The 23,963-nt window shown below is 42.9% G+C and carries 23 protein-coding genes; 4 read left to right on the top strand and 19 right to left on the bottom strand.

The window, feature by feature from the left end; translation table 11 throughout:
* Positions 1-99: 99 nt before the first annotated feature.
* Together MK409_RS00815 and MK409_RS00810 are read right to left on the bottom strand one after the other, a co-directional pair.
* Positions 100-1,278 carry a pyridoxal phosphate-dependent aminotransferase gene (locus MK409_RS00815; RefSeq protein WP_268704992.1) on the bottom strand — a complete coding sequence of 393 codons (1,179 nt, stop codon included), beginning with the start codon at positions 1,276-1,278 and terminating at the stop codon, positions 100-102.
* A 9-nt stretch (positions 1,279-1,287) separates the two neighbouring features.
* On the bottom strand, positions 1,288-1,764 hold the full coding sequence (locus MK409_RS00810) for a DUF5590 domain-containing protein (RefSeq protein WP_268704991.1): 477 nt from the start codon (positions 1,762-1,764) through the stop codon (positions 1,288-1,290).
* Positions 1,765-1,882: 118 nt separating this feature from the next.
* Here MK409_RS00810 and MK409_RS00805 point away from each other — a divergent pair, with 118 nt between their 5' ends.
* The gene (locus MK409_RS00805) at positions 1,883-2,329 is read left to right on the top strand and encodes a MarR family winged helix-turn-helix transcriptional regulator (RefSeq protein ID WP_268704990.1); all 447 of its coding nucleotides are present in this window, start codon (positions 1,883-1,885) and stop codon (positions 2,327-2,329) included.
* Positions 2,330-2,420: 91 nt separating this feature from the next.
* Positions 2,421-2,969, top strand: coding sequence for an NAD(P)H-dependent oxidoreductase (locus tag MK409_RS00800; protein ID WP_268704989.1), 549 nt, complete (start codon positions 2,421-2,423; stop codon positions 2,967-2,969).
* A 31-nt stretch (positions 2,970-3,000) separates the two neighbouring features.
* On the opposite strand, the gene yaaA is transcribed toward MK409_RS00800, so the two are convergent.
* The 4 genes from yaaA to MK409_RS00780 form a co-directional block, all read right to left on the bottom strand.
* Positions 3,001-3,729, bottom strand: coding sequence for a peroxide stress protein YaaA (yaaA, locus tag MK409_RS00795; RefSeq protein WP_268704988.1), 729 nt, complete (start codon positions 3,727-3,729; stop codon positions 3,001-3,003).
* Between the two features lie 76 nt (positions 3,730-3,805).
* Positions 3,806-5,401, bottom strand: a complete 1,596-nt coding sequence (locus tag MK409_RS00790; protein ID WP_268704987.1) for a hypothetical protein — start codon at positions 5,399-5,401, stop codon at positions 3,806-3,808.
* Between the two features lie 11 nt (positions 5,402-5,412).
* Positions 5,413-5,823, bottom strand: coding sequence for a peptide deformylase (locus MK409_RS00785; RefSeq protein WP_000412241.1), 411 nt, complete (start codon positions 5,821-5,823; stop codon positions 5,413-5,415).
* 104 nt (positions 5,824-5,927) lie between these two features.
* Complete coding sequence (locus MK409_RS00780; protein WP_000032428.1) at positions 5,928-8,624, bottom strand: cation-translocating P-type ATPase; 2,697 nt, start codon at positions 8,622-8,624, stop codon at positions 5,928-5,930.
* A 307-nt stretch (positions 8,625-8,931) separates the two neighbouring features.
* On the opposite strand from MK409_RS00780, the gene MK409_RS00775 reads away from it, so the two are divergent.
* Complete coding sequence (locus MK409_RS00775; protein WP_268704986.1) at positions 8,932-10,125, top strand: cation diffusion facilitator family transporter; 1,194 nt, start codon at positions 8,932-8,934, stop codon at positions 10,123-10,125.
* Positions 10,126-10,178: 53 nt separating this feature from the next.
* On the opposite strand, the gene MK409_RS00770 is transcribed toward MK409_RS00775, so the two are convergent.
* From MK409_RS00770 to cdaA, 9 genes are all read right to left on the bottom strand, one after another.
* Positions 10,179-10,790: a hypothetical protein gene (locus tag MK409_RS00770; RefSeq protein ID WP_268704985.1), complete on the bottom strand. Its 612-nt coding sequence runs from the start codon at positions 10,788-10,790 to the stop codon at positions 10,179-10,181.
* Positions 10,787-12,655 carry an ABC-F family ATP-binding cassette domain-containing protein gene (locus tag MK409_RS00765; RefSeq protein ID WP_268704984.1) on the bottom strand — a complete coding sequence of 623 codons (1,869 nt, stop codon included), beginning with the start codon at positions 12,653-12,655 and terminating at the stop codon, positions 10,787-10,789. The genes MK409_RS00770 and MK409_RS00765 overlap by 4 nt, the downstream gene beginning before the upstream one ends.
* On the bottom strand, positions 12,648-13,850 hold the full coding sequence (locus MK409_RS00760; RefSeq protein WP_268704983.1) for a CCA tRNA nucleotidyltransferase: 1,203 nt from the start codon (positions 13,848-13,850) through the stop codon (positions 12,648-12,650). The genes MK409_RS00765 and MK409_RS00760 overlap by 8 nt, the downstream gene beginning before the upstream one ends.
* Entirely contained in the window at positions 13,847-14,614 is a 768-nt protein-coding gene (gene dapB / locus MK409_RS00755) for a 4-hydroxy-tetrahydrodipicolinate reductase (protein ID WP_268704982.1), read from the bottom strand. The genes MK409_RS00760 and dapB overlap by 4 nt, the downstream gene beginning before the upstream one ends.
* Positions 14,615-14,878: 264 nt before the next feature.
* The gene (locus tag MK409_RS00750; protein ID WP_049479516.1) at positions 14,879-15,727 is read right to left on the bottom strand and encodes a DegV family protein; all 849 of its coding nucleotides are present in this window, start codon (positions 15,725-15,727) and stop codon (positions 14,879-14,881) included.
* A 2-nt stretch (positions 15,728-15,729) separates the two neighbouring features.
* The gene (locus MK409_RS00745; protein ID WP_001050092.1) at positions 15,730-16,104 is read right to left on the bottom strand and encodes a DUF1149 family protein; all 375 of its coding nucleotides are present in this window, start codon (positions 16,102-16,104) and stop codon (positions 15,730-15,732) included.
* 74 nt (positions 16,105-16,178) lie between these two features.
* The gene (gene glmM, locus MK409_RS00740; RefSeq protein WP_268704981.1) at positions 16,179-17,531 is read right to left on the bottom strand and encodes a phosphoglucosamine mutase; all 1,353 of its coding nucleotides are present in this window, start codon (positions 17,529-17,531) and stop codon (positions 16,179-16,181) included.
* A gap of 28 nt (positions 17,532-17,559) precedes the next feature.
* A complete protein-coding gene (locus MK409_RS00735; protein ID WP_061586680.1) occupies positions 17,560-18,357 on the bottom strand; it encodes a YbbR-like domain-containing protein in 798 nt (265 codons plus the stop codon).
* On the bottom strand, positions 18,344-19,201 hold the full coding sequence (gene cdaA / locus MK409_RS00730) for a diadenylate cyclase CdaA (protein ID WP_001011082.1): 858 nt from the start codon (positions 19,199-19,201) through the stop codon (positions 18,344-18,346). Before cdaA ends, MK409_RS00735 begins: the two co-directional genes overlap by 14 nt.
* A gap of 136 nt (positions 19,202-19,337) precedes the next feature.
* Here cdaA and MK409_RS00725 point away from each other — a divergent pair, with 136 nt between their 5' ends.
* Positions 19,338-20,306, top strand: a complete 969-nt coding sequence (locus tag MK409_RS00725) for an NAD(P)/FAD-dependent oxidoreductase (RefSeq protein ID WP_268704980.1) — start codon at positions 19,338-19,340, stop codon at positions 20,304-20,306.
* A 449-nt stretch (positions 20,307-20,755) separates the two neighbouring features.
* Here MK409_RS00725 and whiA read toward each other — a convergent pair whose 3' ends face one another.
* From whiA to MK409_RS00705, 4 genes are read right to left on the bottom strand one after another with little or no spacing between them, the layout of a single operon-like run.
* Entirely contained in the window at positions 20,756-21,667 is a 912-nt protein-coding gene (gene whiA, locus MK409_RS00720) for a DNA-binding protein WhiA (RefSeq protein WP_268704979.1), read from the bottom strand.
* Positions 21,664-22,641 carry a YvcK family protein gene (locus tag MK409_RS00715; protein ID WP_268704978.1) on the bottom strand — a complete coding sequence of 326 codons (978 nt, stop codon included), beginning with the start codon at positions 22,639-22,641 and terminating at the stop codon, positions 21,664-21,666. The genes whiA and MK409_RS00715 overlap by 4 nt, the downstream gene beginning before the upstream one ends.
* The gene (gene rapZ, locus MK409_RS00710; RefSeq protein ID WP_000163039.1) at positions 22,638-23,528 is read right to left on the bottom strand and encodes an RNase adapter RapZ; all 891 of its coding nucleotides are present in this window, start codon (positions 23,526-23,528) and stop codon (positions 22,638-22,640) included. Before rapZ ends, MK409_RS00715 begins: the two co-directional genes overlap by 4 nt.
* Before the next feature lie 51 nt (positions 23,529-23,579).
* Positions 23,580-23,960, bottom strand: a complete 381-nt coding sequence (locus MK409_RS00705) for a RidA family protein (protein WP_001140420.1) — start codon at positions 23,958-23,960, stop codon at positions 23,580-23,582.
* Between the last annotated feature and the right edge of the window lie 3 nt (positions 23,961-23,963).

Genomic DNA, 23,963 nt, shown 5'->3' with positions numbered 1-23,963 from the left:
TTTACCATAAATAGACTGCGATAGCTAGGTTCGACTAGAGAAAATTCGCGAGATTTTCGTTACAAAAAATCTTCGCCAAAAAGGCGAAGATTTTGAGTTTTATTTTTCCATAAATTGATGCAAACGACGAATAGCTTCTTTCAAAGTATCCAAGTCTGTGGCATAGCTGAGACGAACATTTTCTGGTGCTCCAAATCCAGCTCCTGTAATCAAGGCAAGGCCGACTTCTTCGAGAATAGCCGTTGTAAAGTCTGTCACATCGGTATAACCCTTCATCTCCATCGCTTTTTTGACATTTGGGAAGAGATAGAAGGCTCCTTGGGGCTTGACAACTTCAAATCCTGGTACTTGGCACAATAGAGGGTAAATAGTGTTCAAACGTTCCTCAAAAGCTTGGCGCATGGTTTCGACAGAGTCTTGTGGTCCAGTCAGGGCTTCAATGGTAGCATATTGTGATACAGCAGTCAGGTTTGAGGTTGTTTGTCCTGTCAATTTGCTCATAGTAGCAATAATCTCAGGATTTCCCACAGCATAACCTACCCGCCAACCAGTCATGGCATAAGCCTTAGATACACCATTAATTACGATGGTTTGCTTGCGAATCGCTTCTGACAGACTAGAGATTGGAACAAATTCATTTCCGTTATAGACCAGACGTCCGTAGATATCATCTGCTAGGATGAGGACATCATGTTCAACCGCCCAATCCCCGATAGCCAAGAGTTCCTCACGAGTGTAAATCATACCGGTCGGATTCGATGGTGAATTGAGAACCAAGACCTTGGTCTTATCTGTTCGGGCCGCTTCTAGCTGCTCGACCGTTACTTTAAAGTGATTGTCTTCCTTGGCTTGGACAAAGACCGGCACACCTTCTGCCATCTTGACTTGGTCCCCATAACTGACCCAGTATGGTGTAGGGATGATGACCTCATCACCTGGATTGACCACAGCCATAAAAAAGGTATAGAGAGAGAACTTAGCACCTGTGGCAAAGGTAACCTCGTTGGCTGCTACGGAATAGCCATAGTAGCGTTCAAAGTAGGTATTAACCGCAGCCTTTAAGTCTGGTAGGCCTGAAGCAACTGTATAGAAGGAAGCTCGTCCATCTCGAATCGCTTCCACCGCCGCATCCTGAATATTTTCAGGAGTATGAAAATCAGGCTGTCCCAAGGTTAAGAAAAGAACATCTTTTCCTTGAGCTTTTAATGCCTTGGCTCTTGCATCACTGGCTAGAGTAACACTCTCTTCCATTTCTAGTACACGTTTGGATAGTTTCATATGCCCTCCTTATTGGATCACTGCTCCTGTTTCAAAGTCAACCAGATAGTAGTGGTTTCCTGACTTAACTTCCCAAATCGGCTTGTCCTGATAACGACCAAAGGTGATCTTATCAATGTCGCTAGCACCTTTTCCCCTCGAAATCGTCGCTGCCTTGTCTTGAGAAATTCCCTTATCAAGCTGGTAAACATAAATCTTGTGATCATTCTTTTCAATCAGTACGGCAATGGCCTCTTGCTTTTTATTATGTCCTAAAACGCTATAATAACCTTCTAGTCCATTATAAAAATCAACCTGATCTGCCTGTTCCAATTCTGCATACTGCTTGGCTAGTTTTTCTCCCTCAACCCTAGCATCTTGATAGGGTTTCATGCTGAGTGATATCAGATAAAGGAAGGAAGTGGTCATGACTAGTACTATCAGAGCAATGCCGATTCCATACTGTAAAAGTAGCTTGTTTTTTGCTTTTTTCTGTCTTAGTTTCACTCGTCTATTTTACCATCTCTCCTTCTTTATTACAAGTAATGACAGAAACATTCTGAGAATCTTTTCCTATAAAATATCAGTTCTTGTTTTTCTATCTAATTATTGATAAAATAGCCTTATGAAACAATATTTGAAAGAAAAAATTTCCCAAAATCAATTAGACCTGAAGACGGCTATCGTTCTCAATAAAGCGATGCGAAGTTTTAAACCTTATGAAACCAAGGCTGCCAAAGAACACGGACTAACCCCTACTCAATTTTCTGTTCTGGAAACCCTCTATAGCAAGGGGGAACTACGCATTCAGGACTTGATTGAAAAAATGCTAGCCACTTCTGGAAACATGACTGTTGTTATTCGAAACATGGTTCGAGATGGGTGGATTTCTAGAACTTGTGACCCAAAAGATCGTCGATCCTTTTTCCTGAAATTAACACCTGCAGGACGCAGAAAAATCGAAGAGGTTCTTCCTGACCATATCGATTCTATCGTAGAAGCACTCAGCATCTTGGAAGATGGCGAAAAGGAAGACTTAATCCGCATTTTAAAAAAATTTAAAAATTTGTGAGCAAAATTATTGCTAATTAGTATTATTTGTTGTAACATAGACGGTAACAAAAGAGTTCGCTCTTTGAATTTTAAGCTAAAGGAGACATATCATGTCTAAAAAAGTACTATTTATCGTCGGATCACTACGCCAAGGTTCTTTCAACCACCAAATGGCCCTCGAAGCTGAAAAAACACTTGCTGGCAAAGTAGAAGTTAGCTATCTTGATTACTCAGCTGTTCCTCTCTTCAGCCAAGATCTTGAAGTTCCAACTCATCCAGCTGTAGCTGCTGCTCGTGAAGCAGTCCTTGCTGCCGATGCCATCTGGATTTTCTCTCCAGTCTACAACTTCTCTATCCCTGGAACAGTGAAGAACTTGCTTGACTGGCTCTCGCGTGCCATTGACTTGTCTGATACACGTGGTGCTTCTGCCCTCCAAGACAAGTTTGTTACTGTCTCATCTGTAGCCAATGCAGGTCACGAGCAACTCTTTGCTATTTACAAAGACCTCTTGCCATTTATCCGCACACAAGTCGTTGGTGATTTCACTGCTGCACGTGTCAATGACTCTGCTTGGGCAGACGGAAAATTGGTGTTAGAAGAAACAACTGCTTCATCACTTGCCAAACAAGCTGACGACCTTCTTGCAGCCATCAACTAATCTACCAAAAACCAGCTCATTCGAGCTGGTTTTATGCTTGTTTCACAAAGACGAGTTCTAAGTCACTTGATAAATCAGGTCGGTAGTCAAAACCTGCAAAACTGAGCTTGCGAGCTTGCTCAACTGTTTGAACTTGCTCTTCTATCAAGGCGGTCAAAAAGGCGCCACGGGCTTTTTTTGAAATAGTTGAGTGGATTTTCAACTGACCACCCTTGTCCTCCATAAATTTGAAGGTCACCATCTTTTCTCTGATTTTCTTCGAAAATACAGTTTCAAACTCTGATGACAAGAGAGAAAATATCAAGTCCTCATCCTCTAACGCCTCATCGTAGGCTGACTTCCAATGACTCTTTAAAGTCTTACCAGCAACTTTTAACTTCATCAAGAAGTCCAAGCGGTGAGGCGCCATGGGAGATAGGGCTGGAACTACGCCATACAAAGCCGAGGTAATCAGAACATGATCTTCAAGATAGGCTTGTTCAGTCTCGGTCAATTTATCTCTCTTAATGTGGCGATACATGAGACCATCAAAGAGTTTCAAGGCTGGATAATTCTTAGCCCTCTGATCTTTTAGAGCTTGAATATGAGCGTATTCTTCTTCTGCTTTCTCGGCAGATACCTTATAAAAACTTTCTAATTCACTAGCTGAGTAGTGCGCCAGTGAGTCAAGAACTGCCTGACTTTCTACACTCAAGGGGAGCGCTTCGATAAGAGGAAGGCCTGTGTTCATTTCTTTTGCTGTTGGGATTAAAATTTTCATATTGTTAGTGTAGCATATTTTTCAATCACGACCAAGAATTTCATCTGGAAAACCTCGGTTTATACCGAGGTTTCTTTTACTTGACTTTAAAGGTTTTGAGGTAATTATCTTTTCCAACTTGACCTTCGAAAGATTGGCCATTTTCAAGGTAAGGAAGGTCGTCTGACACTGAAGCCTTGACCTTATAAATCTTACCATCAACTTTGAAGAAGTAGACGGTATCCCCCTTGATGACAGCTGATTTAAGGTCTGAAATCACTCCCTTGATACTTTCCACCGTTTCATTATCCAGCTCGAGGTCATTCTTATTGGCATATTTGCTGAGGAGTTCATCTACCGTAGTTGCTACGATGACGTTTTGGTACTCTACTGCATCAACCAATGCATACTCCTTGACCAAGCCTGCATTGTCCTTCAAGCCCATGATATAGAGCGGTTTGTCGTTGAGATTGACAAGGATAGGGAAGGTAGCCTTATAGGCCTTCTCTTGCACTGCTCCTTCTGCGGAAGCACGGGCTGATTCTTCGGTTGCTGAAGCTAGGTTGTACTTGGTGATTTCACCAGTGCGCATGTTTTCAAGGATAAATCCTAAATTACTTTCGTCAGCATTTGCTGAAGTCACACCTGTGTAGAGATAAATGTCATTTCCGATAGAAAGATAGTTATAACCTTCAGTCGTTTGGGTAACATTTTTCTTAGAAATCAAGGCATTCCAGAAACCGTCTTTGTACTTGCCATTGTAGTTGATTTGCTGGATGGTTTCTTCGGCCGGATAGACACGATCCACCCATTCTGGCACCTCATCCAAGCTATATTCCTTGGTTTCTCCATTAGTAGCGTCCAAGATGATAACGGATGAAGGGCGAGGTACTCCTAGACCAAACTGTTTTTGATAAACGGTTGCTACATAGAAAGGATTGCCTTCATCATCCACCTCAAAGGATGGGGTTTTAAAAATCTTGGTTGGATACTTGATTCGAAGATGACGTTTGACGTCACGGTTAAAATACTCAGAGTCCGAATACTTCATCGGTGTTTTTAAATCCACCAATTCCGCATTTCCTGTCACCATATCAACCTTAATATACTCGCCAATTCCCTTGGCTTGATTGTTGAACCATTTGATGGGATCAGCATACTCCAAAGGAGTCACCCTATAGGGCTTGCCATCAACCGTCAACTGGGTATAAGTATCTGCTGCTACGTACTGGGAGACCTTATCCGTCAGAGAGCCTAGATAACGGTCTCCAATCTTTTCGGCGGTACTCCGATCTAGGATTGGAACCTTGCTGGTATCACTCTTGGGAAAATCTTTAAAATCTTTTTCTGTGATAGATACCACATTAGCATAATTTTTTGCTTGGAAAAAGCTAGAGGTTACTAAGCCAACCAGACCAGCAAGGGCAAAGATAAGTCCTGCGGCCAGCAACAATCCTTTACTGAGTTTGGTAAAATGAAGTCCTTCTAGATTAAGCTCGTTGGCATGCTTGCCATGACGTACATGAACATTTTTGAGGAGATTGGTATCCTTGCGGAAACTAAACAAAATCCCCATCACCACCAGATGCCCACAGAGAAAGAAGATGAATTCCCAACTAGTCAGATTGAATGGTGGTAAAAAGATATACCAAGTCGTTGCGATAAAAACAAGTTCAAATAGTATGCGTTTCATCTGAGTTCCTCCTAAATTATCCGTCCTTCCAAATGATCCAGTTCATGTTGGCAGATCTGAGCTGGAAAACCTGTCAGTGTAATGGTCTGTTCCTGCCACTTGCTATCGCGATAGGAAACCGTAATCGTTTCATAACGAATCGTCGTTCGAACCCCAGTCAAAGACAAACAACCTTCCTCTGTCTCGTAAGGCCCTTTGTAGGAAAGGAGAATAGGGTTAAACATGACCATGGGAACTAGGCCAAGATTAAAGATAATCACACGCTTCTGCACACCAATCATATTGGCCGCCAGACCGACACAGGTCTCGCGATTAGCCAGCAAGGTATCCTGCAAATCCTTAGCCAGATAAAGGTCTTCCTGACTTGCAGGTTTCGAGACCTGAGACAAGAATAAGATATCTCGGACAATTTTCTTTTCCATTCTCTTACGCTCCTTACAACTTTACTTTATTATAGCACAAAAGGGGGCAACTTCTAGTCCTTTCCCTCAAATGCAAAAAAAGCCATCCGAAGATGACTTTCTTTTTAAATCGCGTTCTTATCAAGACCAAGTTTACGTTGAACAAACTTAACGATTTCGACGATAAGTATCATTGAGAAGCTTCCAGCAAGAACAATGGCCCATTGTGACAAGTCTAGTTTGGTTACGTGGAAGATTCCTTCAAGCGGTTCTACGACAATTGTTGCCATCAGAAGAATGAAGGATACCAAGATAGACCAGTTAAAGGTCTTAGACTTGAATGGGCCAACTGTCAAGATGGATTGGTAAACAGACTTGACATTGTAGGCATGGAAGAGCTGGATCAAACCGAGTGTTGCAAAGGCCATAGTAAGGGCATCCGCATGAATGGCATGATTGTCACCCACATGAACTGGGTAAGCAATTGCAAGTCCATAAACACTCATAACAATAGCTGCTTGGAGTACACCTTGATAGATGATAGAACTCAAAACACCACCTGAGAAGAAGCTTGCCTTTCGTCCACGTGGTTTATGATTCATGACACCAGGCTCAGCAGGTTCAACACCAAGAGCGATAGCTGGGAAGGTATCTGTTACCAAGTTGATCCACAAAAGATGAACTGGCTGCAAGACGTCCCAACCAAACAAGGTTGATAAGAAGATAGTTAATACTTCAGCAGTATTGGCAGAAAGTAAGTACTGAATAGTCTTTTGAATGTTTGAGAAGACCTTACGTCCTTCTTCAACTGCGACGATAATAGTCGCAAAGTTATCATCTGCAAGAATCATGTCAGAAGCTCCCTTAGAAACCTCTGTACCAGTGATTCCCATACCGATACCGATATCGGCTGTTTTCAGAGCTGGCGCATCATTAACACCGTCACCTGTCATAGCAACAACCTTACCTTGTTTTTGCCAAGCCTTGACGATACGAACCTTGTGTTCTGGAGACACACGGGCATAAACAGAGTATTGACCAACTACTTTTTCAAAGTCTTCATCTGACAGTTCGTTGAGCTCAGCACCAGTTAAAACGTGGCCTTCTGTATCATTTGCATCAATAATTCCCAAACGTTTGGCAATAGCTTCTGCAGTATCTTGATGGTCACCCGTAATCATGATTGGACGGATTCCAGCTTCCTTAGCCACACGAACAGCTTCTGCAGCTTCGGCACGTTCAGGGTCAATCATTCCAATCAATCCAGTAAAGATCAAGTTGTTTTCAAGCTCTTCAGAAGTCAAGTTTTCTGGAATACTATCGATAATCTTATACGCACCCGCAAGGACACGCAAGGCTTGGTGAGCCATTTCAGAGTTGTTTGTGTGAATTATGTCATTGACTTGATTATCAATCGGAGCGACATCTCCAGCTTTATCCCGAGCAACACAACGTTTCAAGAGTTGGTCAGGGGCTCCCTTGACTGCTACGAGGAATTTACCATCTGGTAATGGATGAACCGTTGACATGAGTTTACGATCTGAGTCAAACGGCAATTCAGCTACACGAGGATATTTCTCTAAGAACCCTTTAACATCGTAACCCTTGTCCAAGGCATACTGGATGAAGGCTGTTTCCGTTGGATCCCCGATCAGGTTTCCTTCTGCATCAATCTTAGTATCGTTAGCCAAGACAACTGAACGAAGAAGAGGCATTTCAAGACCTAGTTCAATGTCATCAGCTGAATCATGTAGTACTGCATCATAGAAGACTTTTTCGACGGTCATCTTGTTCATGGTAAGCGTACCAGTCTTATCAGAAGCGATGATTTCAGTTGAACCAAGTGTTTCTACTGCTGGCAACTTACGAACGATAGAGTTTCGTTTTGCCAAAACTTGAGTACCAAGGGCAAGAACGATAGTCACGATAGCAGGAAGTCCTTCTGGGATGGCTGCAACAGCAAGCGCAACAGAGGTCATCAACTCACCAAGTGGATTTTTACCTTGAATGAAGACTCCAACTACAAAAGTAACAAGGGCAATAACCAAAATTGCATAGGTCAAGACCTTAGAAAGGTTGTTCAAGTTTTGTTTGAGTGGTGTATCCGTCTCATCCGCATCTTGGAGCATGCCAGCGATATGACCAACTTCCGTGTACATACCTGTATTGACAACAACACCAAGACCACGACCATAAGTCACGTTTGAGTTTTGGAAGGCCATATTGACACGGTCACCAATACCAGCATCTGCAGAGAGCTCGACAGTCAAGTCTTTTTCGACTGGAACAGACTCACCTGTTAGGGCTGCTTCTTCGATTTTGAGAGAGTTAGCTTCTAGCAAACGTAGGTCTGCTGGTACGACGTCACCTGCTTCAAGGGCAACGATATCACCTGGTACCAATTCTTTTGAGTCAATCTCAGCCATATGCCCATCACGGATAACACGTGCAGCTGGACTAGACATAGACTTGAGGGCTTCGATGGCTTCTTCTGCTTTTCCTTCTTGGTAAACACCAAAAGCTGCGTTAATGATAACAACGGCTAGAATAATGATGGCATCTGCAATATCTTCCCCACCAGAAGTTATGACGGACAAGATGGCTGCAGCCACCAAAATAATAATCATCAAATCCTTAAACTGTTCGATGAATTTAACCAAGAGAGATTTTTTCTCACCCTCTTCGAGTTCATTGCGCCCATATTCAGCTAGGCGTTTCTGCGCTTCGCTTGACGAAAGGCCTTGCTCAGTTGCTTCAACCGACTTCAAGACTTCTTCGGGACTTTGAGTATAAAACGCTTGGCGTTTTTGTTCTTTTGACATATGTCTCCTCCTTGACTTTGTGTGCAAAACAAGCTCTCTTTTGGTTTTATGACAAACAAAAAGAGACCTGTTAATCATAACAAGTCTCGCTGTTTAAGATAGCGCCGGAAAGAATACTTTACAGTATAAAATTCGGAATGACGACACTATCACAGGTTTCTGCCAGCTACTCCCTTGAGTAGTACTATTATATCAAAATTTGAACAATTTTCAAGAATTAAAATCCGATGAAACAAGACTAAATTTGAATTTTCCCATGAAAACCAGTATAATGAAAACAGAATCTCAGCACTAGAAAGGAAGTCAGATGAACCAATCCATGTCAAATCTCAAGTTGGCGGAACGTGGTGCCATTATCAGCATTTCGACCTACCTCCTCTTGTCTGCGTCAAAATTAGCAACTGGTCACCTCCTGCATTCTTCCAGTTTGGTGGCGGATGGTTTCAACAACGTATCCGATATTATCGGAAATGTTGCTCTCTTGATTGGGATTCGAATGGCCCGCCAACCTGCAGACCGTGACCATCGCTTTGGTCACTGGAAGATTGAAGATTTGGCTAGCTTGATCACTTCCATCATCATGTTCTACGTTGGCTTTGATGTTCTTCGGGACACCATTCAAAAAATTCTTAGTCGGGAACAGACGGTTATCGACCCTCTGGGTGCAACTCTAGGAGTCATTTCAGCAGCGGTCATGTTTGCTGTTTATCTCTATAACACACGACTCAGTAAGAAATCCAAATCCAAGGCTATCAAGGCAGCTGCCAAGGACAATCTTTCCGATGCTGTCACCTCACTTGGAACTTCCATTGCTATCCTAGCCAGCAGTTTCAATTATCCTATCGTGGATAAATTGGTCGCTATCATCATCACTTTCTTTATCTTAAAGACAGCCTACGATATTTTTATTGAGTCTTCCTTCAGTCTTTCAGATGGTTTTGATGACCGTCTGCTAGAGGACTACCAAAAGGCTATCATGGAAATTCCCAAAATCAGCAAGGTTAAGTCCCAAAGAGGGCGTACATACGGTAGCAATATCTACCTTGATATCACCTTAGAAATGAATCCTGACCTATCAGTCTATGAAAGCCACGAAATTGCGGACCAGGTTGAGTCTATGCTGGAAGAGCGCTTTGGAGTCTTTGATACCGATGTCCATATCGAGCCAGCTCCCATACCTGAGGACGAGATTTTGGACAATGTCTATAAAAAACTTCTCATGCGTGAGCAGTTGATTGACCAAGGAAATCAGCTAGAAGAACTCCTTGCTGAGGACTTTCTCTATATCCGTCAAGATGGGGAGCAGATGGATAAAGAGGCTTATCAAGCCGAAAAAGAACTTAGTGCTTCGATTAAGGATATTCAAATCACCTCCATTAGTCAGAAAACCAAGCTCATTTGCTATGAGCTAGATGGCATCGTCCACACCAGTATCTGGCGTCGCCATGAGACTTGGCAAAATATCTTCCACCAGGAAACAAAAAAAGAAGACAAAGAGTAACCCTATCCAGTGGATAGGGCTTTTTTGATTGATTTTCTTTAAGCTAAACTGACTTATAGCTGTTTGGAAGATTTGGTTTTCGAAGCTTGTGTTGTCTCTTTTCTTGCTTGACGATTTTGTTCGATACGCCATTCTCTTTCATAGTACTTCATGGTCTCGTATACCCTTTCAGGAAGACCTACATCTAGTAGAAAGATAGGGATGATCAAATCTGCTGACTGATGAAAAGGGAAACACCTTTTCTTCAGTAGGGCTAGAGGTGATTGGGATTTCACATTTTCCTTATTTTTAAAATAAACTTCAATCCGGTAGGAATCCCTATACTTCCCTCGAATCCGAGAGAAGGAAAATTCCTCTACATCAGCCCAAGCGTAGAAATGACTGGGTTTCTTTGGATTCGGTTTGTAGTAAAACCCCTTAACTGTACATCTCAAATATTCCTTATCGGAACTTAACAGTCTGTATGTCTGATAAATGACTACTCCAGCGCAAAAAAGTACAAGCAGCATCAACAAAAGACTTATCGTATGAAGTCCCGGCCCCTTTTGCGAATACGAATGGAGATAATAGAGAGGTAACAAGAAGAAAAGCACCGAAGCTAGGCCAAACAAGGCATTCCAAATGATTTTCTTGGGACTACGTTTAATGATTTTTTCTTCCATCATGCCAACTCACTTAGGTATTCATAGCGTTCGTATTTTTCAAGAAGTTCTTCGTTTTTCTCGTCTAGCTCTTTTTGAAGAGTCGCTAGTTTACCAAAGTCGGAGCCATTTGCCTGCATTTCTTCTTCAATGGCTGCGATACGATTTTCCAAGGCTTCAATATCGCCTTCAATGCTTGCCCACTCCTGCTTTTCTTGATAGGTCATTCGCTTCTTGTCTTCACGGACTTTGACCACTTTCTCTTTTTCGGCCTTTTGAACTTGACTTGCTGTTTCTGCTTCAAAAGCTTTTTCGTCAAGGTAATCAGTGTAATGGCCAAAGAAAGGACGAATCTTACCATTCTCAAAGGCGAGAATCTTGGTCGCTACCTTATCCAGAAAATAACGATCGTGGCTAACTGTCAAGACAGGACCTGCAAAGCCCTGCAAGAAATTTTCCAAGACTGTCAAGGTCGCAATATCCAGATCATTGGTCGGCTCGTCCAAGAGGAGAACATTTGGTTTTTCCAAGAGCAATTTGAGGAGATAGAGGCGTTTTTTCTCGCCACCAGACAATTTCTCAATCAAGGTTCCATGGGTCGAACGTGGAAAGAGGAATTGCTCTAGCAACTCAGCGATGGAAGTCGTAGAACCACCACTAGTCTTAACCTCTTCTGCTACTTCCTGCAGGTAATTGATGACCCGTTTGCTTTCATCCAAGCCTTCGATTTGTTGAGAAAAATAGGCGATACGAACGGTTTCCCCAATCACAACTTGACCTGCTGTCGGCTCAAGAATTCCTGCAATCAGATTAAGTAGTGTGGATTTTCCAACACCGTTGTCACCAACGATACCTATACGATCTTTGGCTTGCACTAAGAGGTTAAAATCTTGCAGAATAGGTTTGTTCTCGTAGGCAAAGGAAACATCTTTAAACTCGATGACCTTCTTTCCAATACGGCTAGTTTCAAAGTTCATGGTCAAGTCTGTCTCAGCAACGCCACCTGAAACTTCTTTTTTCAAATCGTGGAAACGATTGATACGGGCCTGTTGCTTGGTCGCACGCGCTTGTGGTTGTCTTCGCATCCAGGCCAGTTCTTGCTTATAGAGTTGTTCTTTCTTGTGGAGAAGGGCTGCGTCACGCTCATCTTGTTCTGCCTTGAGGCGAACATAGTCCTGATAATTACCCTGATACTCGGTCAAGCCTGCTCGGTCCAACTCGAAAATTCGTGTTGATAGTGCATCTAGGAAATAACGATCATGGGTGATAAAAAGAACTGTCTTCTTGGAATTTTTCAAAAAGAGGGTCAGCCACTCGATGGTCGCAATGTCCAGATGGTTGGTCGGCTCGTCCAGTAACAAGAGGTCGTGGTTGCCTAGGAGAACTTGCGCCAACTGAACACGTCTTCTCAGACCACCTGACAATTCACCAACTGGAGTCGACAAATCCTGAATACCCAACTTGCCGAGAACGGTCTTGACCTGACTTTCGATTTCCCAGGCTTGGAGGGAGGCCATCTCCGCCATAACGCGTTCCAAACGAGCCTGCTTGTCCTCACTGTAGTTGAGCATGATCAACTCATACTCACGAATCAACTGGATTTCCTTGAGGTCGCTGGATAGGACCGTATCCAAAACTGTCTTGCTATCATCGAACTCTGGATCCTGGGTCAAGTAGCCAATCTGGTAATCATTCTTAGCCAAAAAAGGACTAACATCCCCATCAAAGCCTGAAACACCTGATAAAACATCTAAAAGGGTGGTCTTACCCGTGCCATTGACACCAATGAGACCGATTCTATCCAAATCATGGATGATAAAAGAAATATCCTTAAAAACGGTCTTGTCACCAACGGATTTACTTAGTTTTTCAACAATAAAATCACTCATTTTTTCTCCTCAGGTAAGTATGAATGGCATCACGGTCATTCTCCAAGTCACCATCGACAATGGCAAACTCAATCTCTGCTAAAATCTCTCCCAAATCTGGACCTGGCTGGTAACCATATTCCTTGATTAAAATACCACCGTTAATCTGGATTTCTTTCTTGTCATGAATGGTCAAACTCTGGTAAGTTTCTGTGATAAGTTGGGGGTTGACCTCTTTTCCTTGGGCTTGACGAAGACGTTCAGCTTGTAGAAGGGAATCCAAGTCAAAACGGTAACAATCACGCTTGCTCAACTCTCCTTCTTCTCGTAGAGCCAAAATAGTCAGCAAATCCTGTACTTGCTTTGTAAATTGGCGTGAGGTCTTCCAATGCTTCAAAAATGGTTGAGCATCCTCAATTTCCAGTACCCACAAGAGAGCCGCCCAGGCTTGTTCAGAAGACTCAAAAGTGAAATCAGTCTCCAAATCAAACAATTTTTGGAGCTTTTCTCGACTGTCTGCCATATCAGGGAGGTAATCATAAGCTTGACTCTCAATCATGGAAAACAAGCCAACACGCCAAAAAGGTGCAAGCAAGAGTTTGTCAAATTCAACAAAGGTACGCTCCACAGAGATTTTCTCCAAGAGCGGAGTCAAGGATTTCATGGCTTCAAATGTTTCTCGCTCAAGTTCAAAACCAAGACTGGCCTGAAAACGAAAACCACGCATAATGCGCAAAGCATCTTCATTGAAGCGCTCACTGGCTATACCGACAGCTCGCAAGACTTGTTTTTCCAGATCTTTGAGACCATCGAACAAATCGATGATTTCGCCTGTCTCATCTAAGGCAAAAGCGTTGACTGTGAAATCACGGCGCTTGAGGTCCTCTTCTAGTGAACGCACAAAGGAAACCGCACTGGGTCTGCGATAGTCTACATAGACATCCTCTGTCCGAAAGGTGGTTACCTCATACTCCTCATCGCCATCTAAAACCAAGACCGTTCCATGCTCAATTCCGATATCGGCTGTGCGGGAAAATATCTGCTTGGTTTCCTCTGGATAGGATGAGGTCGCAATATCCACATCATGGATGGGACGATGGAGGAGGGCATCTCTGACGGAACCCCCAACAAAATAGGCTTCAAAACCTGCTTCTTTAATTTTTTCTAATACTGGTAAAGCCTTCTGAAATTCAGAAGGCATTTGCGTTAATCTCATAATAAGTGTTCTAATCCATAGACAAGCTCATGACGCTTGACAACTTCTTTGATTCCCAAACTGACCCCTGTCATGAAGGAGCTGCGATCATAGGAGTCATGACGAAGGGTCAATCCTTCTCCCTGATTGCCAAAGATAACTTCTTGATGAGCTACTAAGCCTGGCAAACGAACTGAGTGGATGCGCATGCCATCAAAATCAGCACCACGAGCACCCGCAATCAGTTCTTCCTCATCAGGCGCACCTTGTTGGATAGACTCTCGCACTTCCGCCATCAGCTCAGCTGTTTTAATGGCTGTTCCACTCGGAGCATCTTTTTTCTTGTCATGATGAAGCTCGATAATCTCCACATTTGGGAAATATTTGGCAGCCTGGGCCGCAAATTGCATGAGCAAGACCGCACCCAAGGCAAAGTTAGGGGCTATCAAGCCACCCAAATTTTGCTTACGGGAAAATGCTTTTAGTTCTGCAATTTCTTCACTAATGAATCCTGTTGTTCCAACTACTGGAGCAAAGCCATTTTCAAGAGCAAAGCGTGTATTTTCGTAGGCAACAGCTGGTGTTGTAAAGTCTACCCAGACATCAGCCTCAAATCCAGCCAAGGCAGCCTTATCATTGAAGACAGGAATACCTTTCCATTCTGATTCAGACTCAAAAGGATCCAAAACTGCAACCAAGTCCAAGTCAGGATCAGCCAAGACCATCTGACAAGCGGCCTGGCCCATCTTTCCCTTAAACCCAGCAATAATCACTCGAATACTCATCTCTACTCCAGTCTAAGATACAAAGTCTGCAAGAACACAAAGTGAAAATAGGAGGTCTGATCAAGGAGTGTCTACTCCTCGGAAGAACTATCTTTTTCACACAGTGTTCCAGGTGTGTTCAATTATCAAGATACAAAGGACGTTAGCTGCCCATAAAAAATAGGGAATGGCGCTGACTTTCCATGAAAGGCAAGACAGGCATCTTTTTTCAAGAGGCAGGTAGTCTGTGTTTAATTTCTAAGATACAAAACCTGTAAGAACAATTTAGACGATTGGTGTATAGCTCAAGGCGATACTACCTTCTCCAAGGTGGGTCCCAATGACACTACCAAAGCTGACAATTGGAATCTCAGAATTCACACCACTCTCAATCAAGAGATGACGCAAATCTGCCGCCTTCTGAGGTGCATTACCATGAATGACTGTAATACGGTAGTCCCCATCTTTTGTCAACTCTTTGATGATTTCCACCAAACGTTTGATTGCTTTTTTCTCTGTACGAACTTTTTCATAAACCTCAATCACACCTTGGTCATTAAAGTAAAGAATAGGCTTGATACTGAGAAGATTCCCTAGGATGGCTGCCCCATTTGACAGACGTCCTCCCTTAACCAAGTGATCGAGGTCATCTACTATGATAAAGGCTGAATTATCAGCGATTTGGATAGCCAATTTCTCCTGAATCTGGGCAAAATCATCGCCTTGTTCTGCCCATTCAAAGGCACTCTCTACCATAAATCCTAGAGGAGCACTTGTGATATGAGTGTCAGGAAAAGCAATGGTCAAACCTTCATACTCGTCCACCATATATTGGATATTCTGATAAAAACCTGAAATCCCTGACGAAAGAAAGAGTCCCAAGACATGGGTATATCCCTCTTCTTTCAAGGAGCTTAGAATCTCATCCAATTTGGCAATACTTGGTTGACTGGTCTTAGGCAATTCTGCAGACTGAGTCATCTTTTGATAAAATTCCTCAGCAGTTAGATTGACACCTTCAACATACTCCTCTCCATCGATATTGACAGGAATATCCAAGATAAATAGATTCTCTCTTTGCAGCGTCTTCTCCTCTAAATAGGCTGAAGAATCTGTAATGACAGCTAATTTCATGACTAAAACTCCAAATTGATCCCTGGAAGATCCAAGGCAATTTCTGTTACTTCATAAGTCAAACGGTTGAGCATGTTCAAGCATGGACGTGCCAAGGTTTCGACTTCTTCTTGGTTAAATTCGCTTGGTTCGTTGACAATACGGCCTTCCACGTGGTTCACTTGGGAAATCGTCCCGCTGATGACAAATTTGTCAAAGACAATCATGAAACTCAAGATAACAACTAGCGAAGTTACTTGGTTTTCTTGGTCATGTTGGAGTAACTGAAAGTTCACGTCTACCTTGGTTTCAGGAGCGCCATTTTCATTTTCCCATTCAAAGTTACGAGCATCAAAGTGATACTGGCTAACAAATTCTTGTTCTCTTTTAAGATTCATTTTTCTCTCCCATTGCTACAATTTACTATGCAATTGTACCACATTTTTATCATTTCATCTAGTTTTTCTAGGCCTTAGTCAATTCCGATTTCATCTTTAACCACAGCAGCAATCGTATCGACATAGTAGTTGACTTCTTCTGTTGTTGGGGCTTCTGCCATGACACGCAAGAGGGGTTCTGTTCCACTTGGGCGAACAAGGATACGGCCGTTCCCTGCCATCTCTTCTTCCATCTTTTCGATGATTGATTTGATAGCTGGTACTTCCATGGCTTTTTCTTTCATGGCATTTTCCACTCGGATATTGACCAGTTTTTGTGGGTAAATCATCACTTCTGATGCTAGTTGAGACAAGCTCTTGCCTGTTTCTTTCATGATTTTGGTCAATTGGACAGCTGATAATTGACCATCACCAGTTGTATTGTAATCCATCAAGATAACGTGGCCTGATTGTTCACCACCAAGGTTGTAGCCTGATTTTCTCATTTCTTCAACGACATAGCGATCACCAACAGCAGTGACTGCCTTGTTAATGCCAGCACTTTCCAAGGCCTTATGGAAGCCAAGGTTAGACATAACCGTTGTCACGATGGTGTTTTGAGCCAACTGTCCTTTTTCAGAAAGATATTTCCCGATGATGTACATGATCTTATCACCATCGACGATGTCACCATTTTCATCAACAGCAATCAAGCGGTCACTGTCTCCGTCAAAGGCCAAACCAATAGCTGACTGGCTTTCTTTGACTAGTTCTTGAAGAGATTCTGGGTGTGTTGAACCAACATTCAAGTTGATATTAAGACCATCTGGTGTCTCACCGATAACTGTCAACTGAGCACCTAAATCAGCAAAAATCTGACGAGCACTCGTAGCTGCTGCACCGTTGGCAGTATCCAAGGCAACTTTCATCCCTTCAAGAGGAGTTCCAGTTGAAACAAGGTAGCCTTCATACTTACGCAAGCCTTCTGGATAGTCCACTAAGGTTCCCAATCCTTCGGCACTTGGACGAGGAAGAGTGTCTTCTGTAGCATCAAGCAAGGCTTCGATTTCTGCTTCTTTTTCATCATCAAGTTTGAAACCATCCCCACCAAAGAATTTAATTCCATTATCAAGGGCTGGGTTGTGACTAGCGGAAATCATGACACCTGCACTGGCTCCCTCAGTTTTGACCAAGTATGCTACTGCTGGTGTTGCAAGGACACCGAGTTTGTAGACGTGAATTCCTACTGATAGAAGACCTGCCACCAAGGCAGATTCTAACATTTCTCCTGAGATACGTGTATCACGTCCTACAAAGACTTTAGGGGCTTCCGTTTCATGTTGGCTAAGAACATAACCACCAAAACGTCCCAATTTAAAGGCCAATTCTGGCGTCAGTTCTACGTTTGCTTCTCCACGGACTCCATCGGTCCCAAAATATTTACCCATTTTGTTAATCATCCTTTTCTATTATTTTTTATTCTTGTTTAGACGAGTCTGGTTTTGTTTCTGAACTCGTTGAAGACGAACTGCTAGTCGAGGACCCTGTTGACGAGGTCGTTGATGAAGAACTCGAGCTAGACGATACTGTTTTGGTTGTAATTTTCATTGTAGTGTCAAATGGCATAATGACGCTTGGCAAGACATTCCCATTTTTATCAACTGCTTGTAGTGGAACAGAGGCTGAGTAGTTACCTGTTATCCGTTCACTCGTTGGCAAGATGGCAATGACACGATCTACTCTAGAGAGAGTTTCCTCGTCACTAATAACCGTTACTTTTTCATCTGACACAGTGACTGTATCAATTTTCACACGAGAATCAATCTGACTAGGGTCAATCTCCGGCACAACGATTACATTGTCTCGTTTTGCTTTTTTACCGACCTTGACTGTTATCTTTTGCGGAGTTGCAACAGCCGTCAAACCACTCGGTAAATTTTCAATGGTTAGAGGAACTTCAATGGTCCCTACACTGGCATTGGTTAAGTCAGCTTTGACCTTGAATTTTCGAGTGCTTTCCTGCATCTCACTCGCCAAAGCAACTCTGTTTGACCCAGTCAGAAAGACGGTCACTTCAGATGTAAAACCACTAATAAAGTACTGATCACTGTCATACTGAATATCGATTGGGACATTAAGGACCGTGTTGGTGTAGGTTTCTGTCCTCACCTGTCTGGCACTATTGCTATTCTGATAGTTTGTAGAAGTCGCATAGATAAAGAGGATGCAGGCGAAAAAGAAGGAAGAAATAATATAAAGGCTATTTTTTCTCATGTTTCAATCCTCCTAGCAAACGCTCTTTCAAACCTTGTTTTTCCTCTGATGCTGGAAGCAAGATTCTTCTTAACTCCGATTCAAACTCTTCCAAGGTCAAATCATGCTTAAAGACTCCATTATAGGTGATTGAGATTCCACCTGTTTCCTCAGAAACCACAAAGGTAAGAGCATCCGATACTTCTGACAAACCAATCGCCGCCCTGTGGCGTGTCCCAAACTCCTTGGAAATTCCTGTATTTTCAGTCAGGGGTAGGTAGGCTGAAGTTACGGCAATCCGGTCTTCTCTGACAATGACCGCACCATCGTGCAAGGGAGTATTGGGGATAAAGATATTAATCAATAACTCGGATGAGATTTTCGCATCTAGAGGAATTCCAGTAGAGATATATTCCTGCAAGGTTCTCACTCGCTGAACAGCAACCAGAGCACCTATCTTACGCGGACTCATGTACTCGACTGATTTGACAAAGGCACGAACCATTTGCTCTTCTGCACTAATAGGGGCATTGTAGAAGAAATCAGTAGCTCGACCCAATCTCTCCAAACCAGTCCGAATCTCTGGTGAGAAGATAACCACCGCAGCGATGACCCCGTAGGTGATAATCTGATTGATCAACCATGAAATGGTCGTTAAGCCAATCATATTGGACAGAATCTGACCTAGAATAAAGACCAAAACTCCCCGAACCAATATCATGATTTTAGTCCCTGCAATCGCTTTAGTAAAATGATACAAAATATAAGTCACAATCAAAATATCAATCAGATTGATGACTATCGTCCAAGGACTTGAAAACAAACTCGTCCAGTATTGCAAATTGGATAATTGTTGAAAATTCATCCCTGGCCTCCTCCCTGTCAAAACACTTTCCGTACTATTATACCATTTTCTACTCATTTTTTCCCCATCCTACTTCATTTTAAATTAAGCAAAATTATGATAAAATAAACTGACTAGAAAAAACGAAGGAGAAATCATGTCTCAACTCTATGATATTACCATTGTAGGTGGCGGTCCTGTCGGCCTCTTTGCTGCCTTTTACGCCCACCTACGCCAAGCCAAAGTCCAAATCATCGACTCTCTTCCCCAACTCGGTGGTCAGCCTGCCATCCTCTATCCTGAAAAGCAAATCCTTGATGTTCCTGGTTTCCCAAATCTAACTGGAGAAGAGTTAACCAATCGTTTGATTGAACAGCTAAACGGCTTTGACACACCTGTTCACCTCAACGAAACTGTTCTTGAAATAGAGAAACAAGATCAAGGTTTTACCATCATAACAAACAAGGGAAGCCACCTGACCAAAACAGTCATCATTGCCATGGGTGGTGGTGCCTTTAAACCTCGTCCCCTCGAATTAGATGGCGTCGAAAACTATGAAAATATCCACTACCACGTTGCCAATATCCAGCAATACGCTGGTAAGAAAGTGACCATCCTTGGTGGAGGGGACTCAGCAGTTGACTGGGCATTGGCTTTCGAAAAAATTGCCCCAACTACTCTCGTTCACCGTCGAGATAACTTCCGCGCCTTAGAACACAGTGTGCAAGCCCTGCAAGCATCATCTGTGACTATCAAGACACCATTCGTTCCTAGCCAACTCCTTGGAGATGGAAAAACACTCGATAAACTGGAAATCACCAAAGTCAAATCTGATGAAGCCGAAACGATTGAGGTAGACCACCTCTTTGTCAACTACGGCTTCAAGTCCTCTGTCGGAAATCTTAAAAACTGGGGTCTAGATCTCAACCGTCATAAGATTATCGTCAATAGCAAGCAAGAATCTAGCCAAGCAGGTATCTATGCTATCGGAGACTGCTGCCACTATGAAGGTAAGATTGATTTGATCGCTACAGGACTGGGGGAAGCACCTACTGCCGTCAACAATGCTATCAACTACATCGACCCTGACCAAAAAGTACAACCCAAACACTCAACCAGTTTATAAGAAAAGAACCACGGATTTACTAATCCGTGGTTTTATAATGGAATTATATTATTCGCAACGTGTAAATCCTCTAGAAATATTATAAAGGCTAATTTGATTGTAGAAAAAAAAGACTGAATTAAGACAAAAGCCCCAACATTAAATTGAGGCTAATCATTATAGGTGAACGGATTTCAACCGTCGTCTTGATAATAGCACAAGCTTCAATAGCTAGATACTACTATACTCAGTGTATCCTCGCTAAATCCATCTTCTTTCAAAGGTTCTATACCACGTTTTCACTCGTAAACTACTACCTACTTATTTAGTTCTATTGTACCAAGAATTAAGGGGTTTTACAACTATTTTCATATCCCCAGAATTCAAAACATGAGTACACCCTTCTTTATCAAATTCATACCCGTAAGCACATATAGAAGCTTAAAATCCGCTTATCTTATGTGCTCTCTTCATAGTTCTTCTGCAATCTTGTTTATTTTTCTCAGTCTGTGGTTGACACCACTTTTGGTCAGGGGATTGCTCAGGCTATCTGCCAACTGCTGGATAGAGTAGTCTGGGTGTTGGATCCGCAAGCGAGCCACCTCCTGCAAATCCACTGGTAAATTTTCCAAGCCCATTCTATCTTTGATTTTACTGATATTATTGATGGTTTTCATGCTGGCAGAAACTGTCCGAGCAATATTGGCTGTTTCAGCGTTATTGGCGCGATTGAGATCGTTACGGGTTTCACGCAAAATCTTGACGCGCTCAAAATTATCACGCGCCTGCATGGCTCCAATCACAATCAAGAAATCCATGATGTCCTCTGCACGCTGGAGATAGGTAACTGCACCTTTCTTGCGCTCAATAACCTTGGCATCCAGTAAAAATTGCTGGAGGAGAGAGGCCAGTCCTTGGGCGTGGTCCAGATAAACAGAACTAATCTCCAACTGGTATTTGCCAGACTCAGGATCTCGAATGCTACCATTTGCCAGAAAGGCCCCACATAAGTAAGCACGACCTGCTTCTTCATCTGCTAAAATATCAGGATCGATGCCTGTCTCCAAACCAAAGAAGGAATCCGCAAGCCGCAAATCAGCTAAAAGCTCCTGCACCCTCTCGTCAGTATAGACCGTATAGACACGGTTCTTGCGAAGATTGCTTCTCTGATGGTGACGAATCTCTGACTTGATTTCATAAAAATGGAGAAAGGACTCATAGAGGTGCCGAGCTAACTTGGCATTTTCAGTCACAACAGACAGGGTCAAGCCCGAAGTCGAGAGACCAATACTGCCAGACATCTTGATAATGGCCGATAGTTCATAACGACTGAGATGGTGTTGACCAAGAATTTCTTCTTTTACTGCTACTGTGAAACTCATTTTCTCACCTGTATAATGCGCATCAATTCATCTACAATCAAATCGCCATCATGGAAGGCTCCTCCATTTTCCAAACGAAGGAAGTTGGATGAAATCACACGAGGGACCTGCTTGCAAAGACCAGCAAAATCATGCTCTACCTGAACCAAATATTCATCAAAACGGTTGGTATCCATGTATTCTCTAGGAACCTTTTCGATATTAACCAAGACCGTATCAATAAATGGCCGACCTAAGTGTCGATGGAGGACTTCCACGTGGTCACTGTCTGAAAAGTGCTCTGTTTCCCCACGCTGGGTCATGATATTGCAGACATAGGCGATCTCAGCCTTAGTATCCAAGAGAGCCTGCCCAATCTCCTCAATGACAATATTCGGCAAAATCGATGTAAAGAGGGAACCAGGCCCCAAGACAATCATATCACTCTCGAGAATGGTATTGACTACTCGACGGCTGGCTTGCGGTGTTTCATCATCCAAGGTATTGGTCACATAGACATGGTCGATCATGCCTGGATGATCTGCAATGTGGCTCTCACCTGCCACCTCAGAACCGTCTCTAAAGACTGCATGCAGTGTCAAAGGCTGATCGCTTGAGGGGTAGATTTTTCCTGTTGTGTGGAAAAAGAGACTTAGCAGCTGCATTGCATTGTAAGTGGACCCTTGCATTTCAGAGAGCCCTGCTATGATGATATTCCCCAGTGGATGACCCGCAAAAGCTCCAGCCTCTTCTGAGAAACGGTACTGAAAAACCTTCTCATAAAACTTAGGCATATCCGACATGGCTACCAGGACATTGCGAAGATCGCCTGGTGGTGTCAGCTGTTGGATATTCTTTCTTAGCTCACCAGAAGAGCCACCATCATCAGCTACCGTTACGATGGCTGCGATATCAACATCCTTTTCTCGCAAGCTTTTCAAAATGACGGGGATACCAGTTCCTCCACCAATTACCGTTATCTTTGGTTTTCTCATGAACGGTTTACCGTTTCCTTTCTTCTGTCTTTGTCACGATGGCTTTCATTGACAGGCCAGTTTTTAGCAAGGTCCTCAGCAATTCGTTTGGCAAAGGCAACACTACGGTGCTGTCCACCTGTACAACCTACTGCGATAGTTAAAACAGACTTGCCTTCTTTTTTGTAACTTGGCAAAATGGGCTCAATCAAGGCGAGTAAGTGCTGATAGAAACTTTCAGACTCTTCATGATTCATCACATAGTCATAAACTGCTTGATCCTCACCTGTCTGATTGCGGAGTTCCGGAAGGTAGTATGGATTTGGCAAGAAACGGACATCAAAGACCAAGTCTGCATCGATTGGGATTCCATATTTAAAGCCAAAAGACATGACCTCGATACGGAAAGACTGGGCTTGTTCTTGGTCTGAAAATTGCTCAGCAATGGTTTTACGCAGTTCACGCGGAGTGAGTTCTGTCGTATCCACCACATTTTGACTCATATTTTTCAAAGGTGCTAAGAGTTCACGTTCCAGCTTGATGCCATCTAAAATCCGACCATCAGCAGCTAGAGGGTGACTTCTTCTAGTTTCCTTATAGCGTGCCACCAATTCCTTATCTGCGGCGTCTAAAAAGAGAATTTTGAAATCCAAATCGTCTTGGTTTTCCAATTCATCCAAAACGGCCTGAATCTCTGAAAAGAAGGAACGGCTCCGCATATCGACTACTAGGGCTAACTTATGGTCATCATCCTTGGTCTCTACCAACTGCAAAAACTTTGGCAAGAGGGCTGGTGGCATATTGTCAATAGTGAAATATCCCAAATCCTCGAAGGACTGAATGGCTACCGTTTTCCCTGCACCACTCATCCCTGTCACAATCACCAGGTGAAGTTGTTTCTTTGTCATCTATCTCTCCTTATATCAAAAAAAGTTTGGCAGAGCCAAACTTCAACTAGCTTATCCAATCTCTGCGATCACTTCAATTTCGACTTTTACATCACGAGGAAGACGTGCAACCTCTACAGCTGAACGAGCTGGAAATTCCTCTTTAAAGGCAGTCTGGTAAACCTCGTTAAAAGGAACAAAGTCATTCATATCGCTCAAGAAGCAAGTTGTTTTGACAACATGGTCAAAGTCTGTTCCTGCTTCAGCCAAAATAGCACCGATATTTTTCAAGACTTGTTCTGTCTGTTCTTGGATCGTTTCTCCTACAATTTCTCCAGTTTCAGGAGATAGGGGGACTTGACCGCTCGCAAACAAAAGATTACCAACGATTTTTCCTTGAACATATGGTCCGATTGCTTTTGGAGCTTTGTCTGTATGAATTGTTTTTGCCATTTC

Source organism: Streptococcus oralis (assembly GCF_026782375.1).
Classification (GTDB): Bacteria; Bacillota; Bacilli; order Lactobacillales; family Streptococcaceae; genus Streptococcus; species Streptococcus oralis_CL.
The sequence above is the reverse complement of the archived record's forward strand: the minus strand, read 5'-3'. Positions and strand labels throughout refer to the sequence as shown.

Coding starts and splice junctions, on each gene's coding strand:
- yaaA (WP_268704988.1), bottom strand. CDS start 3,729: ATGAAAATTTTAATCCCAACAGCAAAAGAAATGAACACAGGCCTTCCT.
- cdaA (WP_001011082.1), bottom strand. CDS start 19,201: ATGAATTTTCAACAATTATCCAATTTGCAATACTGGACGAGTTTGTTT.
- MK409_RS00780 (WP_000032428.1), bottom strand. CDS start 8,624: ATGTCAAAAGAACAAAAACGCCAAGCGTTTTATACTCAAAGTCCCGAA.
- MK409_RS00715 (WP_268704978.1), bottom strand. CDS start 22,641: ATGAGAAAACCAAAGATAACGGTAATTGGTGGAGGAACTGGTATCCCC.
- MK409_RS00760 (WP_268704983.1), bottom strand. CDS start 13,850: ATGAGATTAACGCAAATGCCTTCTGAATTTCAGAAGGCTTTACCAGTA.
- MK409_RS00765 (WP_268704984.1), bottom strand. CDS start 12,655: ATGAGTGATTTTATTGTTGAAAAACTAAGTAAATCCGTTGGTGACAAG.
- MK409_RS00805 (WP_268704990.1), top strand. CDS start 1,883: ATGAAACAATATTTGAAAGAAAAAATTTCCCAAAATCAATTAGACCTG.
- rapZ (WP_000163039.1), bottom strand. CDS start 23,528: ATGACAAAGAAACAACTTCACCTGGTGATTGTGACAGGGATGAGTGGT.
- MK409_RS00745 (WP_001050092.1), bottom strand. CDS start 16,104: ATGAATCTTAAAAGAGAACAAGAATTTGTTAGCCAGTATCACTTTGAT.
- MK409_RS00815 (WP_268704992.1), bottom strand. CDS start 1,278: ATGAAACTATCCAAACGTGTACTAGAAATGGAAGAGAGTGTTACTCTA.
- MK409_RS00770 (WP_268704985.1), bottom strand. CDS start 10,790: ATGATGGAAGAAAAAATCATTAAACGTAGTCCCAAGAAAATCATTTGG.
- MK409_RS00775 (WP_268704986.1), top strand. CDS start 8,932: ATGAACCAATCCATGTCAAATCTCAAGTTGGCGGAACGTGGTGCCATT.
- dapB (WP_268704982.1), bottom strand. CDS start 14,614: ATGAGTATTCGAGTGATTATTGCTGGGTTTAAGGGAAAGATGGGCCAG.
- glmM (WP_268704981.1), bottom strand. CDS start 17,531: ATGGGTAAATATTTTGGGACCGATGGAGTCCGTGGAGAAGCAAACGTA.
- whiA (WP_268704979.1), bottom strand. CDS start 21,667: ATGAGTTTCACAGTAGCAGTAAAAGAAGAAATTCTTGGTCAACACCAT.
- MK409_RS00785 (WP_000412241.1), bottom strand. CDS start 5,823: ATGGAAAAGAAAATTGTCCGAGATATCTTATTCTTGTCTCAGGTCTCG.
- MK409_RS00705 (WP_001140420.1), bottom strand. CDS start 23,960: ATGGCAAAAACAATTCATACAGACAAAGCTCCAAAAGCAATCGGACCA.
- MK409_RS00800 (WP_268704989.1), top strand. CDS start 2,421: ATGTCTAAAAAAGTACTATTTATCGTCGGATCACTACGCCAAGGTTCT.
- MK409_RS00750 (WP_049479516.1), bottom strand. CDS start 15,727: ATGAAATTAGCTGTCATTACAGATTCTTCAGCCTATTTAGAGGAGAAG.
- MK409_RS00725 (WP_268704980.1), top strand. CDS start 19,338: ATGTCTCAACTCTATGATATTACCATTGTAGGTGGCGGTCCTGTCGGC.
- MK409_RS00735 (WP_061586680.1), bottom strand. CDS start 18,357: ATGAGAAAAAATAGCCTTTATATTATTTCTTCCTTCTTTTTCGCCTGC.
- MK409_RS00790 (WP_268704987.1), bottom strand. CDS start 5,401: ATGAAACGCATACTATTTGAACTTGTTTTTATCGCAACGACTTGGTAT.